The 15973-nt window shown below is 71.8% G+C and carries 9 protein-coding genes and 1 pseudogene; 8 read left to right on the forward strand and 2 right to left on the reverse strand.

Going from position 1 to position 15973, the window contains the following annotated elements:
- Position 1 precedes the first annotated feature (1 nt).
- Genes ACT4N7_RS09930 through ACT4N7_RS09950 form a run of 5 tightly spaced genes read left to right on the forward strand, consistent with a single transcriptional unit; the run spans position 2 to position 7358 of the window.
- Positions 2-820, forward strand: coding sequence for an alpha/beta fold hydrolase (locus ACT4N7_RS09930; protein WP_444828342.1), 819 nt, complete (start codon positions 2-4; stop codon positions 818-820).
- Entirely contained in the window at positions 817-2001 is a 1185-nt protein-coding gene (locus ACT4N7_RS09935) for a nucleotide disphospho-sugar-binding domain-containing protein (RefSeq protein WP_444828343.1), read from the forward strand. Before ACT4N7_RS09930 ends, ACT4N7_RS09935 begins: the two co-directional genes overlap by 4 nt.
- 18 nt (positions 2002-2019) lie before the next feature.
- On the forward strand, positions 2020-3831 hold the full coding sequence (locus ACT4N7_RS09940; protein ID WP_444828344.1) for an ABC transporter ATP-binding protein: 1812 nt from the start codon (positions 2020-2022) through the stop codon (positions 3829-3831).
- Between the two features lie 56 nt (positions 3832-3887).
- Entirely contained in the window at positions 3888-5009 is a 1122-nt protein-coding gene (locus tag ACT4N7_RS09945; RefSeq protein ID WP_444828345.1) for an HIRAN domain-containing protein, read from the forward strand.
- A gap of 54 nt (positions 5010-5063) precedes the next feature.
- Positions 5064-7358, forward strand: coding sequence for an ATP-binding cassette domain-containing protein (locus tag ACT4N7_RS09950; protein ID WP_444828346.1), 2295 nt, complete (start codon positions 5064-5066; stop codon positions 7356-7358).
- Between the two features lie 4 nt (positions 7359-7362).
- On the opposite strand, the gene ACT4N7_RS09955 is transcribed toward ACT4N7_RS09950, so the two are convergent.
- A complete protein-coding gene (locus ACT4N7_RS09955) occupies positions 7363-8040 on the reverse strand; it encodes an MBL fold metallo-hydrolase (protein ID WP_444828347.1) in 678 nt (225 codons plus the stop codon).
- 126 nt (positions 8041-8166) lie between these two features.
- On the opposite strand from ACT4N7_RS09955, the gene ACT4N7_RS09960 reads away from it, so the two are divergent.
- Entirely contained in the window at positions 8167-9441 is a 1275-nt protein-coding gene (locus tag ACT4N7_RS09960) for an acyltransferase family protein (RefSeq protein ID WP_444828348.1), read from the forward strand.
- On the opposite strand, the pseudogene ACT4N7_RS09965 reads toward ACT4N7_RS09960, so the two are convergent.
- Positions 9408-10097 (reverse strand): annotated as a pseudogene (locus ACT4N7_RS09965) (maleylpyruvate isomerase N-terminal domain-containing protein); the annotation flags it as partial. The gene ACT4N7_RS09960 and the pseudogene ACT4N7_RS09965 overlap by 34 nt on opposite strands.
- Positions 10098-10393: 296 nt before the next feature.
- Between ACT4N7_RS09965 and uvrA the strand changes: the two are divergent.
- The gene (gene uvrA / locus ACT4N7_RS09970; protein WP_444828349.1) at positions 10394-13246 is read left to right on the forward strand and encodes an excinuclease ABC subunit UvrA; all 2853 of its coding nucleotides are present in this window, start codon (positions 10394-10396) and stop codon (positions 13244-13246) included.
- 598 nt (positions 13247-13844) lie between these two features.
- Entirely contained in the window at positions 13845-15914 is a 2070-nt protein-coding gene (locus tag ACT4N7_RS09975) for a YcaO-like family protein (protein WP_444828350.1), read from the forward strand.
- Positions 15915-15973: the final 59 nt, after the last annotated feature.

Raw genomic sequence — 15973 nt, forward strand, 5'->3', positions numbered from 1 at the left:
CATGACCAAGATCCGCACTGGTGACCTGACGACCCACGTGCAGCGGCTGCCCGCCGCGCCCGTGCCGGACCGGGTCGGGCCGCCGCCGGTCGTGGTGTTCGTGCACGGGCTGCTCACCGACAGCCTGGCCAGCTACTACTTCACCCTCGGTCCCGCGTTCGCCGCCGCGGGTGTCGAGGTGATCATGTACGACCTGCGCGGGCACGGTCGCACCGACCGGCCGCGCACCGGCTACCAGCTCGAACGGTTCGTGGCCGACCTCGCCGCGCTGCTCGACGAGCTGGACCTCGGGCAGCCGGTGCACGTGATCGGCAACTCCTTCGGCGGCAGTGTCGCGAGTGGACTCGCGGCCTGGTTCCCGCACCACACGGCGACGGTGACGATGATCGAGGCCGAGCCGCCGGTCGCGGCCTGGACTCATCACATGGCCGTCGGTCTCGCCGACGCCAAGGCCAAACTCGCCCACGACGACGCGATCGGCTGGATCGCGGCGAACCACGGCGCGCACACCGCCCGGCTGTCCAAGGGGGCGATCCGCATCCTGCAGACGACCACCATGGCCGAGGACGTCGCGCACAGCCGGGTGATCGACGACAGCTTGGCCGAGATCACCTGCCCGGTGCTCGCGATCTTCGGCGACGAGTCCGGTCTGGCCGCGCAGGTGCCCGACCTGGAGTCCAAACTGGACCGCTGCCGGACGGTCGTGCTGCCGGACCAGGGCCACTCGGTGCTGGTCGAGCGGACCGACGAGACCCGCGACATCATCCTGGCCTGGCTGCGCGACCACACCGCCACGGAGTTGGTCGGGACCCGAGGGTGAGCCGGTTCCTGTTCGTGGTCCCGCCACTCGTCGGACACCTCAACCCCGCGGTCGGGGTGGCCGGTGAACTGGCCCGCCGCGGCCACGACGTCGCCTGGGCGGGCTACGCCGAGCAGATCCGCCAGCACGCCGGCGCCGACGCGGTGGTGTTCCCGTGTCCGATCCCGGAGGGCGGCCTCCGGCGCACCGCCGATCTCAAGGGGCCCGCGGCGTTCCAGTTCCTGTGGGCGGAATTCCTGATTCCGCTTGCCGACCTGATGGCGCCCGGGGTGGCGGCGGCGATCGAGGCGTTCGAGCCCGACGTCGTCGTCGCCGACCAGCAGGCGGTGGCGGGCGCGCTGGTCGCCGAGCGCTACGGCGTCCCCCATGTCACCTCGGCGACGACGTCGGCGGAACTGGTCGACCCGCTCGCCACGCTGCCGAAGGTCGCCGACTGGGTGCGGACCCGGCTCGGCGAGCTGCGGGCGCGGATCGGTGACCCGGCGGGCACCGCGGACCCGCGGTTCTCCCCGCACGGCGTGCTCGCGTTCACCACCCGCGAGCTGTTCGGCGCCGCCGAGCCGGCGCACGACCGCGTGCACCTGGTCGGGCCGGTGATCTCGTCCCGACCGTCCACATCGGACTTCCCGTGGGAGCTGCTCGACCCGGCGCGGCCGACCGTGCTGGTCACCCTCGGCACCGTCAACATGGACGCGGGCGCCCGGTTCCTGCGCGAGGCGGTCGCCGCGCTGGCCGCATCGGCGGACCGGGTCCAGGGCATCGTGCTCGACCCGGGCCACACCCTGACCGACGTGCCGGACGGCGTCCTGGTGCGCGCGCACGTCCCGCAGCTCGACCTGCTCGGCCACGTCGCCGCGGTGGTGTGCCACGGCGGACACAACACCGTGTGCGAGTCGCTGTGGCACGGCGTTCCGCTGGTGGTCGCGCCCATCCGCGACGACCAGCCGATCATCGCGGGCCAGGTCGTCGCCGCGGGCGCGGGCGTGCGGGTCCGGTTCGGCCGCGTCACCGCCACCCAGCTCGCCGCCGCGATCGACACGGTCCTGGACGACACCGCGGGGTTCCGGGCCGCCGCCGAGGCAGTCGGCCGGTCCTTCCGGGCCGCGGCGGGGGTCACCGCCGCCGCCGATCTCCTCGACCACCTCGCCGTCCGTGAGAACATCGGAATATCGGCCGACTGATCAGCGTCTGGACTACACATGACACCCGATTCACCCGCAGGTCCGCCCACCGCCAAGGCCGGGAGCGGCACGCTGCGCGTGCTGCTCGGGTACGCCCGGCCGCACCGGGCCGTATTGGCGCTCACCCTGGTGCTGACCCTCGCGGCCAGCGCGTCCGGGCTGGTGCAGCCGCTGGTGGCGCAGGACGTGCTGGAGGCGCTCGGCTCGGACGCGAGCCTGCTCGGGCCGATCCTGCTGCTCGGCGCGCTGGTGGTCGCCGGGGCCGTGCTCACCGGGATGCAGTCGTGGCTGCAGCAGCGCACGTCGGAGCGCGTGGTGCGGCAGGTGCGCCGCGGCCTGATCGACCGGCTGATCCGGCTCCGAGTGTCCGAATTGGACCGTCGACCGCCCGGTGACCTCATCGCGCGGGTCACCGCGGACAGCACGCTGCTGCAGAACGCCGCGACCGACGGCCTGATCCTGGTGGCCAACGGGTCGCTCACCTTCGTCGGCGCGGTCGTGCTGATGGGAACTGTCCATTTCGGACTTCTGGCCGTGACGCTCACCGTGCTGGTGGTCGTCGCCGTGGTGATGACCCTGGTGCTGCCCCGAATCCGCGCGGCCGTGGCCCGCGCGCAGGAGTCGGTCGGCGCGATCGGCGCGGCACTCGACCGGACTCTCGGCGCCGCCCGCACGGTCAAGGCGAACGGCGCGGAGGGCCGGGAGACCGCGCTCGCCGACCTCGCCGTCGAGGACGCCTACGAGGCCGGGCTCGTCGGCGCCCGGTACCGCGCGGTGGTGCAGATCCTGTCCGGGATGTCGATCCAGGCGGCGTTTCTCGTCGTGCTCGGCTTCGGTGGCGCGCTCGTCGCCGCGGGCGACCTCTCGGCGCCCGCGCTGATCGCGTTCCTGCTCTACGTGTTCTTCCTCGCGAACCCGATCGCCTCGCTGGTGTCCGGGCTGAGCCAGCTCCAGCAGGGGCTCGGCGCGGTCGGCCGGATCGCCGAGGTCGCCGACATGCGGACCGAGGACGACGTCGACGCCACGCTGCTGCCCCCCGCGGGCCGCAAGGTCGCGCCGACCATCGAGTTCGACGGCGTCGAGTTCTCCTACTTCGGTCGTTCCCCGGCGCTGCGCGGCATCTCCTACACCGTGCCCGGCGGCACGCAGACCGCGCTCGTCGGCCTCTCCGGCGCGGGCAAGACGACGATGTTCGCCCTGCTGCAGAAGTTCTACGAGCCCTCGGCGGGCACGATTCGCATCGACGGCGTCGACATCGCCACGCTGACCCGCGCCGAGGTCCGCAGGCGCATCGCCTACGTCGAGCAGGACACCCCGGTGATGGCGGGCACGATCCGCGACAACCTGCGCTACGCCGCGCCGGAAGCCACCGACGCCGAGATCGCGCAGGCGCTGCGCGTCACCTACCTCGACACCCTGGTCGACCGCCTCGACGCGGGCCTCGACACCGAGGTCGGCACCCGCGGCGTGGCGCTGTCCGGCGGTGAACGTCAGCGGCTCGTGATCGCCCGGGCGCTGCTGCGCAAACCGGAGGTTCTCCTGCTGGACGAGGCCACCGCCCAACTCGACGCCCGCAACGAGCAGGCGCTGCGGGACACGATCACCCAGGCGGCCGAGTACTGCACGGTCGTCCTCATCGCCCACCGACTGTCCACAGTGACCGCCGTGGACCAGATCGTCATGCTCGAACACGGCCGCGTCCGCGCCCTGGGCACCCACTCGGAACTCGTCAGGTCCGACGACCTCTACCGCGAACTCGCCGCCACCCAACTTCTGGCGGGCGACGACGCCGTGTCCGGTCAGGAGGATCTGGCCACGCTCACCGGCTGAGTTCACCCGTTGCGATCAGTGCCCGAACGCCGGACGGGTGGGACAATGGAAAGTCCATGGTCGCAGGGGAGTGCGCGGTGGACGGTTTCGGCATCTCCGTCGAGTTCGACGGCCACCGGCTCGTCGTCCTGCCCACCAACGCCTCGGCCGAGGTCGCCCTCGGCATCAGCAGGCTCGTCGTGGCGGCGGGCGACGTCTCGTCGGTCTCGCTGCACGATGCCGGGCTCCTCCGCAACGGCAGGCTCGACCTCGTGGTGCGCACCGGGCTGAGCTATCACCTGCACTTCACCCGCGCGCAGCAGCCCGCTTTCGCCCAACTGAGCCAAGGTCTGCTCGCCGCCCGCGCGGATGGCGCCGCCGCTGGTCCGGCGGCGGAACCGCGGGCGGCGGAGATCCTGTTGCGTGGCAGCGGCTACTTCAACCGCGACGTGGTCGGCGAGTCGCAGTACTTCCGCGCGCTGCGGATCCTGGCGGGCCGGGCGTCCTCCGGCGAACGGGAGACGACGGCCGAACTGCGCCGCGAGCCAGAGAACCGCCACGACGGCAACGCCGTGCAGGTGGTGGTCGAGGGCCGAACCGTCGGCTACCTGCCGCGCGAGGTCGCCGGGGAGTACCACGTCGCCCTCGACCGGGTGACGCGGACCGGGCGGACGGCCACCTGCCGCGCGCGGCTCTGGTGGTCCCACGACCGCGACGACTTCATCGCCAGTGTGTCGCTCGACCTGGCCGACCCGGCCGTCCTGCTGCCGATCAACACCGTGGACGAGGACTCGCCGCACCTGCTCGTCCCGGTGGGCCGGTTCTTCCAGGTCACCCACGAGAACGAGCACATGGACGTCCTTGGCCCGCTGATGGACCGGGCCTACCTGCCAGGCCGGGCGCTGGCGTTCGCCAGCCTGCTGGTGACCGAACGGGTCCGGCCCCGCTCGACCAGCCACGTGGTCGCGGTCCGCGTCGACGGGCAGGAGATCGGCGAGCTGACCAGGCAGACCTCGCTGAAGGTGATGTCGCTGGTCCGGCCGCTGCAGGAGGTCGGCGTCACCTGCTACGCCGAGGCGCACCTCACCGGCAACGCCCTCGCCGTGCAGGCCAGGCTCCACCTCACGCCCCCGGAAGAACTCCCGCCCGCGTTCATCGAGCGGGTCCAGCGGGAGCTGCGCCGACCTCGGATGGCCTAAGGTTCTCTCGCCGAAGGCGTCCGAAGGGGTGGTACTGGGGTGGAAGAGTTTCCGATGACGGCTGGTCCGCGGTCCGCGGCCGACAGTCACGACGTGATCCAGGTGCGCGGCGCCAGGGAGAACAACCTGGCCGACATCTCCCTCGACATCCCCAAACGCAGGCTGACCGTGTTCACCGGCGTCTCCGGGTCCGGGAAATCCTCGCTCGTGTTCGGCACCATCGCCGCGGAGTCCCAGCGGCTGATCAACGAGACCTACACGGCGTTCATCCAGTCGTTCATGCCCAGCCAGGGCAGGCCGGACGTCGACGCACTGCACAACCTGAGCGCGGCGATCATCGTCGACCAGGAGCGGATGGGCGCCAACTCGCGCTCCACCGTCGGCACCGCGACCGACGCGCACACGATGCTGCGGATCCTGTTCAGCAGGCTCGGCACCCCGCATGTCGGGTCGTCGCTCGCGTTCAGCTTCAACAGCCCCGAGGGCATGTGCCCCGACTGCGAGGGGCTCGGGCGGGTCTCGGCGATCGACGTCGACCAGCTCGTGGACGTCGACCTCTCGCTCAACGAGGGCGCGATCACCGTCCCCGGCTTCACCGTCGACGCCTGGTACGTGCAGGGATTCACCCAGTCCGGCTTCGTCGACCCCGACGTCAAGCTGCGGGACTACACCCCCGAGCAGTGGGAGGCGTTGCTGCACAAGCCCGCCACCAAGGTCAAGATCGGCAAGATGAACACCACCTACGAGGGCCTCGTGGTGAAGGTGCAGCGGCTCTTCCTCGGCAAGGACCGCGAGTCGATGCAGCCGCACATCCGGGCGTTCGTGGACCGGGCGGTGGCGTTCGCCGAGTGCACCGCGTGCGAGGGTGCCCGGCTCAATCCGGCCGCGCTGTCCTGCAAGGTCGGCGGCCGCACCATCGCCGAGTGCTCGGCCATGCAGATCAGCGACCTGGCGGAGTTCGTCCGCGACATCGAGGAACCCTCGGCGGCGCCGCTGCTGGCCACCCTGTGCGCCACCCTCGACTCACTGGTCGAGATCGGCCTCGGCTACCTGAGCCTGAACCGCGAGTCCGGCACGCTGTCCGGCGGCGAGGCCCAGCGGGTGAAGATGGTGCGGCACCTCGGTTCCAGCCTGACCGATGTCACCTACGTCTTCGATGAACCGACGGTCGGGTTGCACCCGCACGACATCCAGCGGATGAACAACCTGCTGGTCCTCTTGCGGGACAAGGGAAACACGGTGCTCGTCGTCGAGCACAAGCCCGAGGTGATCGAGATCGCGGACCACGTGGTCGACCTTGGCCCCGGGGCTGGCCCGTCCGGCGGCCACGTGTGCTTCGCGGGCGACGTGCCCGGCCTCCGGGCGTCCGGCACGCTCACCGGGCGGCACCTCGGCCACCGTGCCCGCCTGCGCGACAAGGTCCGGTCGCCCCAGGGCCAGTTGTCGATCAAGGGCGCCAACCGGCACAACCTCAAGGACGTCGACGTCGACATCCCGCTCGGGGTGCTCACGGTGGTCACGGGCGTCGCCGGGTCGGGCAAGAGCTCGCTGATCCACGGCTCGCTGCCCGGCCGCGACGGCGTGAGCGTGGTCGACCAGTCCCCGATCCGCGGGTCGCGGCGCAGCAACCCGGCCACCTACACCGGGTTGCTCGACCCGATTCGGACCGCGTTCGCCAAGGCCAACGGCGTCAAGGCGGCGCTGTTCAGCGCGAACTCCGAGGGCGCCTGCCCGAACTGCAAGGGCATCGGCCTCGTCTACACCGACCTCGCGATGATGGCCGGGGTGGCGTCGGTGTGCGAGGAGTGCGAGGGCAAGCGGTTCACCCCCGAGGTGCTCACGCACAAGCTGCACGGCAAGGACATCAGCGAGGTCCTGGCCATGTCCGTCACCGAGGCCCGCGACTTCTTCACCGCCCGGCCCGCCCGCGCCATCCTCGACCGGCTCGCCGACGTCGGGCTGGGTTACCTCGGACTGGGCCAGCCGCTCACCACCCTGTCCGGCGGTGAGCGGCAGCGGGTCAAGCTGGCCATCAGGATGGCGGAGAAGGCCACGACCTACGTCCTGGACGAGCCGACCACCGGCCTGCACCTCGCCGATGTGGACCAACTCCTGGCCCTACTGGACCGCTTGGTGGACGACGGGAACACCGTCGTGGTCATCGAACACCACCAGGCCGTCATGGCCCACGCCGACTGGCTCATCGACCTCGGCCCCGGCGCGGGCCAGGACGGCGGCCGGGTCGTCTTCACCGGCACCCCCGCCGATCTCGTCGCCCACGGAGATTCCCTGACCGCCCGACACCTCCGCACCTACGTCGGTTTCCTGACGATGGCGCCCGCTCGATGAGTGGCTACCAGCCACGCTCGCGCCACTCGCTCAACTTGGGGCGTTCGTCGCCCAAGGTCGAGTCGTCCCCGTGGCCGGGGTAGAACCACGTGTCATCAGGCAGTTCGCCGAAAACATGGGATTCCAGGTCGTTCATGAGGCTGGTGAAGTCCTGGGGATCGGTTGTTCGTCCAGGACCGCCCGGGAACAGTGAATCGCCGGTGAAGAGGTGGGGGTGGCCGGTGGGGTCGCGGTAGAGCAGCGCCACCGAACCCGGCGTGTGGCCGCGCAGGTGGATGACCTCCAGCGTGATCTCACCCACCTCGATCGTGTCCCCGTGCTCCACCAGTCGGTCCGGGGGGACGGGCAGGGGCGCGGCGTCGGCGGGGTGGGCGATGGTGCCTGCGCCGAACGCGCCCGCGATCGCGCCCAGCGCCTGCCAGTGGTCGCCATGCTGGTGCGTCGTCACGATGGTGCGCAGCGTCGGGCGGTCCTGGCCGTGGCCGATGACGTCGGAGAGCCGCTCCGGGTCGTTCGCGGCGTCGATCAGCAGGGCTTCGCTGGTGGCGCGGCAGGTCAGCAGGTAGGCGTTGTTGTCCATCGGCCCGACGGACACCTTGGTGATCGTCAGCGCGTCCAGGGTGCGGCGCGCCGCGGGGCCGCCCGGCTCGACATGGCCGGTGTATTCGTCGACTGGGTCCACGGTCGCTGACGGTAGCTCCCGGACCACCCCCGGTTCCACCTCCGCGAGCGGACCGTCGGCGCGCGACCTATCCTGTTACCTGAGCGAGACCTGAAACCGATCCCTGTCGCCGACACCTGTGAGCTCGTGCAGACCACTGAGACAGCTAACCCGAAACGGTCCCCGCGCAAGATCAGTTGGGACCTCCTGCGCGTGCTGGCCGTCTACTCCGTGGTCGTCCAGCACGTCACCCACCAGTCCCCGATCAACCACCCTGAGCTGGGGCCTTACCCGTTCGTGCTGCCGTTGCAGTTCGGCGCGAGCACGCTGCTGGTGATCTCCGCGTTCTTCGTCTGCCACACCGTGCGCCGCGGCGACACGGGCCGCTGGCTGTGGAGTCGGCTCGCGCGGCTGCTGCCCGCGTACCTGCTCGCGGTCGTGGTGACCTACGGCGTCTCGCGGGCCGTGGCGCCCGCGTTCGGCTGGTATGTGCCGAACATCACCGACCTGGCCGCGAACCTGTTCCTCGTCCAAGCCTGGTCGCCGGGCTTCCACTGGATCGACGCCTCGTACTGGACGCTTCCCGTGCAGGTCATGGCGTTCGTCGCGGCCGCACTGCTCTGGCCACGCGGCAGGCACCGCGGCCCGGCGCTGCCGATTCTGCTGTGGACACTCGTCGTGGTGCCGCTGGTGATCCGGTTCGCGTGGCGCCACGACGACGCGGCGCAGTGGGTGAAGTCGCTGTTCGACGGGCTCGCGCTGCACCGGGTGGCGCTGTTCGGTGTGGGCGCCGCGATCTGGCTGTGGACGCGCAAACGCCTGTCCGGCAAGCATCTCGCCTGCTATGCCGGTGCCGTGCTGATCGCGCAGGACGCGCACTCGTCCTTCGCCGACACCCCGTCCACCATCGCCTTCGGGGTGATCCTGGCGGGCATCGTGGCCGCCGCGGGCGGTCCCGACTGGACCCTGCCCGGTCTGCGCCGGTTGGCGCGGCCGATCACCTGGCTGGGCGGCATCTCGTTCGGCGTCTACCTGGTGCACCAGGAACTCGGGTTCGTGCTGGCCAGATTCCTGCTCGACGCGGGCGTCGGCCCGTGGGGCAGGCTGGTGGCCTGCGTGGCGATGGCCATCGCGCTCGGCTGGGGCATGACGCGCCTGGTGGAGCGGCCCGCGCACCGCTGGCTCACGGTCTCCGCCCCAGACCTGTGGACGCGGACGCGCGGCACGGCCGCGGCGGTCGTGGACGCCGTCCGCGACCTGCCCCAGGTGCCCGCTCAGCCCCAGGCGCCCAGCTCCGGCGGCGTCCCGGTGATCCCCGACGCGTCGCCGCGGCCGGTCAGCCACGCCAGCACGGCGGCGGCGGGCCCGCTCAGCTCGCGGGAACTGGAGTGGGTCGCGATGGCGGGCTCCCAAGTCCGCTGACGGCCGTCGGGCAGCTCGACCAGCAGGCGCAGCGGTTCGCCGTCGGTGCGGGCGAGCGCCCCGCGCAGGGCGGTGTCCAGCAGGTGGTCCAGGTGGGCGGGGATGACGGCGCCGAAATCCCGGCCCGCGTCGAGGTCGACCAGGTGCGTCCACACCTCGAACAGCCGCGCCTCGGGGATCTCCGCCGCGGACATCGGCCTGCCGGAGGGGTGCACGATCCTGGCCGCCCAGTCGGCGTCACTCATTCGGGTGGATTCGGCGTGGAACCGGTCGCCCGCGGCCAGCAGGTCCTCGCGCTGGATCTGGCCCATCCGCCGCGCCCCGGCGTCGATGTCCGCGTCGCGGTCGGCGCGGCTCGGGTACGCGGGGTGCTCGATCCCGGTCCGCGCCCAGGTCAGCAGGTTGACCAGGGCGTCGGCGTTGCGCGCGAGGTGGCTGACCACGTGGCCGCGGGTCCAGCCGGGCAGCAGGCTCGGCGCGGCCCAGTCGCCCTCGCGGAACCCGTTCACCACCTCGGCGAGGACCGCCGTGGCCTCGTCGACCAGCACCAGCACCGTGGCGGCGCGCGCTTCGGGGGTGGGTCCGCCGGACGTACGCTGGCCGGGCAGGTCGCCGTGGCTCACCGTGCTGTTCGCGGACGTGCTCGACCAGGTCATCCCGACCCCTGACTGTGTTGGCGACTCGGGTTGGTGTGAACGGAGCAGTGCGGCTCCCGCCACCCAGCGTAGGGGAGCCGCGTTACCAGCGGGTACCACTTGGCGGGTGCATCGCGGCGGGCACTCCGCGAGAATTGTCGGTGCCCCGCTTTAGCATGGACCCCGGCCACTCGTGGCCGCCCCGTGGCCACCCATCGTCGCGCGCGACCCACCCGGATGACGCGCTGCCCTGGACCTGCCAGCACGCATCACCGCCCGACCCCCGCCCAGCTCAGCGCACTACCGAAGGGATCTCAGTGGCCGACCGCCTCGTCGTTCGCGGCGCCCGGGAGCACAACCTGCGTGGCGTGGACATCGACCTGCCCCGCGACAGCCTGATCGTGTTCACCGGGCTGTCCGGCTCCGGCAAGTCCAGCCTCGCGTTCGACACCATCTTCGCCGAGGGCCAGCGCCGCTACGTCGAGTCGTTGTCGGCCTACGCCCGCCAGTTCCTCGGCCAGATGGACAAGCCAGACGTCGACTTCATCGAGGGTCTCTCGCCCGCGGTCTCGATCGACCAGAAGTCGACCAGCCGCAACCCGCGCTCGACGGTCGGCACGATCACCGAGGTCTACGACTACCTGCGGCTGCTCTACGCGCGCGCGGGCAAACCGCACTGCCCCACCTGCGGCGAGCCGATCAGCAAGCAGACGCCACAGCAGATCGTGGACCAGGTGCTCGCGATGGACAACGGCGTCCGCTTCCAGGTGCTCGCGCCGGTCATCCGCGGCCGCAAGGGCGAGTACGTCGACCTGTTCGCCCAGCTCCAGAGCCAGGGCTACTCGCGCGTCCTGGTCGACGGCACGGTGCATCCGCTGACCGAGCCGCCCAAGCTGAAGAAGCAGGAGAAGCACGAGATCGCGGTCATCATCGACCGGCTGGCGGTGAAGTCGAGCGCCAAGCAGCGGCTCACCGACTCGGTGGAGACCGCGCTGCGCCTGGCCGACGGCCTGGTCGAGCTGGAGTTCGTCGACCTGCCCGATGGCGACCCGCACCGGGTGCGCGGCTTCTCCGAGAACCTGGCCTGCCCCAACGGCCACCCGTTGGGCGTGGAGGACCTGGAGCCGCGGTCGTTCTCCTTCAACTCGCCCTACGGCGCCTGCCCGGTGTGCACCGGCATCGGGGTCAAGAAAGAGGTCGACCCGGAGCTGGTCGTCCCCGACGACGAGCTGTCCCTGGCCGACGGCGCCATCGCGCCGTGGGCGGGCGGGCAGACCGCGGAGTACTTCGTCCGGCTGCTCGGCGCGCTGGCCGAGACGATCGGGTTTCGGATCGACACCCCGTGGCGGCGGCTGCCCGCGAAGGCGCAGAAGGCCGTGCTGCACGGCGTCGCCGAGCAGGTGCACGTCCGCTACAAGAACCGCTACGGCCGGGAGCGCTCGTACTACGCCGCCTACGAGGGCGTGATCCCGTTCCTGGAACGCCGCCAGGAGCAGACCGACTCGGAGTACATGCGGGAGAAGTACGAGGGGTACATGCGCGAGGTCCCGTGCCCCGAGTGCAAGGGCAGCAGGCTCAAACCGGAGATCCTCGCGGTCACCCTCGCCCACCGCGACCAGGGCGACCGGTCGATCGCCGAGGTCTCCGCGATGTCGATCAGCGAGTGCTCGGGCTTCCTCGACGGCCTCACCCTCGGCAAGCGCGAGACCATGATCGCGGGCGCGGTGCTGCGCGAGATCCAGGCGCGGCTGCGGTTCCTGCTCGACGTCGGCCTCGACTACCTCTCCCTCGACCGCCCGTCCGGCACGCTGTCCGGCGGCGAGGCGCAGCGCATCCGGCTGGCCACGCAGATCGGCTCCGGGCTGGTCGGGGTGCTCTACGTGCTGGACGAGCCCTCGATCGGCCTGCACCAGCGCGACAACCACCGGCTCATCGAGACCCTGACGCGGCTGCGCGACCTCGGCAACACGCTGATCGTCGTCGAGCACGACGAGGACACCATCCGCTCGTCGGACTGGGTGGTCGACATCGGACCGGGCGCGGGCGAGCACGGCGGCAGGGTCGTGCACAGCGGCACGTTCAAGGACCTGTTGAAGAACAAGGAGTCGCTGACCGGGGCCTACCTCGCGGGCCGCAGCGAGATCCCGCTGCCCGCGGTGCGCCGGGCCACGGACAAGAAGCGCCAGCTCACCGTCGTCGGCGCGCGCGAGCACAACCTGCGCGGCATCGACGTGTCGTTCCCGCTGGGCTGCCTGGTGGCGGTCACGGGCGTGTCCGGTTCGGGCAAGTCGACGCTGGTCAACGACATCCTGGCGACCGTGCTGGCGAACAAGCTCAACGGCGCCCGCCAGGTGCCCGGGCGGCACACCAGGGTGCGCGGGCTCGAACAGGTGGACAAGCTCGTCCAGGTCGACCAGTCGCCCATCGGCCGCACCCCGCGGTCCAACGCGGCCACCTACACCGGCGTGTTCGACCACGTCCGCAAGCTGTTCGCCTCGACCACCGAGGCGAAGGTCCGCGGCTATCTGCCCGGCCGCTTCTCGTTCAACGTCAAGGGCGGCCGCTGCGAGGCGTGCGCGGGCGACGGCACCATCAAGATCGAGATGAACTTCCTGCCGGACGTCTACGTGCCCTGCGAGGTGTGCAAGGGCGCCCGGTACAACCGGGAGACGCTGGAGGTGCACTACAAGGGCAAGACGATCGCCGAGATCCTCGACATGCCGATCGAGGAGGCCGCGGACTTCTTCGAGCCGATCAAGTCGATCCACCGGCACCTCAAGACGCTGGTGGAGGTCGGCCTCGGCTACGTGCGACTCGGCCAGCCCGCGCCGACCCTGTCCGGCGGCGAGGCGCAGCGGGTCAAGCTCGCGAGCGAGCTGCAGAAGCGGTCGACCGGCAAGACGGTCTACATCCTCGACGAGCCGACCACCGGCCTGCACTTCGAGGACATCCGCAAGCTGCTCGGCGTGATCAACGGCTTGGTGGACAAGGGAAACACGGTGATCGTCATCGAGCACAACCTCGACGTGATCAAGACATCGGACTGGATCGTGGACATGGGGCCCGAGGGCGGCTCCGGCGGTGGCATCGTCATCGCCGAGGGCACGCCGGAGGACGTGGTGAAGACCGAGGGCAGCTACACGGGGGAGTTCCTGGCGCATGTGATGTGACCTGCGGCGGAATGTATCCGCCGAGCCCCAGGCGACTCTTTCCTCATAGCTGCCCGACGCGACGAGGAGGACGACATGCCCGGACCCGGGGACCCAGGGCAGGTGCTGGCGGCCAGGGTGGTTTCGCCGCGCCGGTCGACCGCCGCCGCCCAGTCCCTGGTCGGCGGGGATGAGGAACGCTGCTTGGAGATCCGCAAGGGGATCACCACGCCCGCGGATTTCACCCTGGCCGAGCACGACCCGCGGGCGATGGGCCGCGGTGCCCGGCAGCCGGACGGTCGTCCCCCGGAGATGGGCCACGGTGCCAGGGGGATGGATGGCCACGCCTGGGACGCGGGCCGTGGTGCCTGGGTGGCGGATGGCCGTGCCTGGGTGGCGGGTCGCGATGGTGGTGGGGCGGGCCGTGGTGTCCGGGAGGCGGATGGTCGTGTCCCGGAGGTGGGCCGCGGTGGTCGGGAAGCGGATGGCCGTGCCTGGGTGGCGGGTCGTGATGGTGGTGGGGCGGGCCGTGGTGTCCGGGGGGCGGATGGTCGTGCCTGGGTGGCGGGCCGCGGCGGTCGGGAAGCGGACAGTCGTGCCCGGGAGATGGGGGCGGTACGTGCCGGCTGAGCCGGTGGCCGAGGTGAACCGGACGGTCGACGCGACCCGCCCGTTGATCGCGACCGCGCTGAGCGAGCGGCTGCGCGCGGAATTCGGCGACACGATCGCGATCCACGGCGGCCCGGTGCCCCCCGCCGCTCGTCTCGCCGTGCGGGTGGCGGTCGGCCTGCGGGTGGAGGTCGTGGAGTTCGCCCGCTGGGCGCGCGCCGCGCGGCTGCCCGCGGTGGTGGTGGAACTGCACGGCGCCACGGCCTTTGTCGGTCCACTCGCGACCCCGGGCCGCCCCGGCTGCGCCGAGTGCGCCCGCACCCGCCGACTCGCCGCCGCGGCGGCGAGTGGCCAGGCGTTGTCCCCGGACGGTCGGGTTCCGGGAACCGAAGGCGCGCCGCCGGGCCCGGGTGTGGTGGGTCGGGCGGCTGCCGAGGTGGTCGGCGGGTCGCGGGTGCCGGGTGTGGTGGGTCGGACCGATGTCGGCGGGTTGCCGGGGCCAGAAGGCGCACCCCGCGGGGTCGAGCGCGCGGGTCGTGGGGTGGAAGGTGGGTCGCCGGGGGTGGCCCGAGCCGTAAGCGGGACCGAGGCGGGAGTCGCGGGACAGGCAGGTGGGCGGGACGGGGTGGCTCGCGGGGTCGACGTCGACCGGGTGGTGGAGTTGCTGCGCGACGGTGGCCGGGGGCTGTTGGACCACCTCGCCGAGGTGGTGCAGGGGCGGACCGTGTGGCACCGGGTGATCCCCCTGCCCACCTGCGCCGTGTGCGGCGGCGCGGACGGCATCGGCACGGTCGGCCTGCCCACCGGCGACGACCCGGCGGAGTTGCTCGAAGCCCTCGCGGGCTGGGTGGACCCGCTGACCGGCGTCATCCCCTGGATCACCCTGCGACAGCCCCTCGGCGAGGGCCCCGGCCTGCCCTACGTCGCAGGCGCCGCGCCGCCGCACCGGCTCGGTGCCGACGGGGTGCCGGTGCCGTCGCCGATCGGGTGGGGGAAGGGGACCACGCGGTGTACGGCGATCATCTCCGCGGTGGGGGAGGCCATCGAGCGGTACGCGCCGTCCATCCCGGACGCCGCGCGGCTGGTCTGGGCGCGGCCCGCCGATCTGGACGGCGAGGTGCTCGACCCGCGCGAGTTCGCCCTCTACGAACCCGAGCAGTACGCCGCCGACGGTTTCGGGCTCGTCCCCTTCGACCGGCGCGTCGACCACCCGTGGGTGCGGGGCTCGTGGCTGGGCACCGAGCAGCCGGTCTGGGTGCCCGCGGTGTTCAGCTACCTGGCGCTGACCGTGCTCCCCGAGCACCTGATCTGCCAGGGCACCTCCAACGGCCTGGCCGCGGGCGGCGACGCCGATTCGGCGACCGCCCGCGCGACCCTCGAACTCGTCGAGCGGGACGCGATGATGGCGGCGTGGCTCACCGGGGCGAAGGGGCGCTACGTCGAACTGGACGACACCCTGGACGACGACTTGCGCGCCATTGTCGCCGCGCTGACCGAGCGGGGGCCGACCGTCGAGGTCTACCTGCTGCCCACCAGCACCTACGGCACCACCGCCGCCGCACTGGCCATCGGCGACGGCAGACGCTGGCCCGGGGCCGTCCTCGGCCTCGGCGCCGATCGGTCGCCGCGGGGCGCGATCCGCACCGCGCTGGTGGAGTTGGCTCAGACCGCGCCGCACCTGGCCGTCCTGCTGCGTGAGCGGGCCCACCCGGTGCCGCCCCATGCCGACGCCGTGCGCGAGATGCTCGACCACGCCGCCTACTACTTCCCGCCGCACCGGGTCGCCGCGTTCGACCGGCTGCGCTGCGGCGGCACCTCGCAGCTTCGCGACCTGGTCGAGCCGATCCCCGAGGTGTCGGTGGAGGATCTCGCCGACGTGCTGGGCGCGGCGGGCATCCGGGTCGCCGTGGTCGACGTGACCAGCGCGGACGTGGCCATGGGGCCGTTCCGGGTGGTCCGCGCGGTCAGCCCCGATCTGCAGGGGATCAGCTACGGCCACGGCTACGACCGCTCGCCGGTCGGCAGGCTGCGCTCGGCCCTGGTGCCGCCGAACCGGCGAAACGTGCACCCGATCTGGTGATCCGTCGCCGCGACGCCGTCGACCGAAAATCCCGCGACGGCTGAACCGGCGCGGGTCCG

It is taken from the genome of Actinokineospora sp., assembly GCF_052390155.1.
Taxonomy (GTDB): Bacteria; Actinomycetota; Actinomycetes; order Mycobacteriales; family Pseudonocardiaceae; genus Actinokineospora.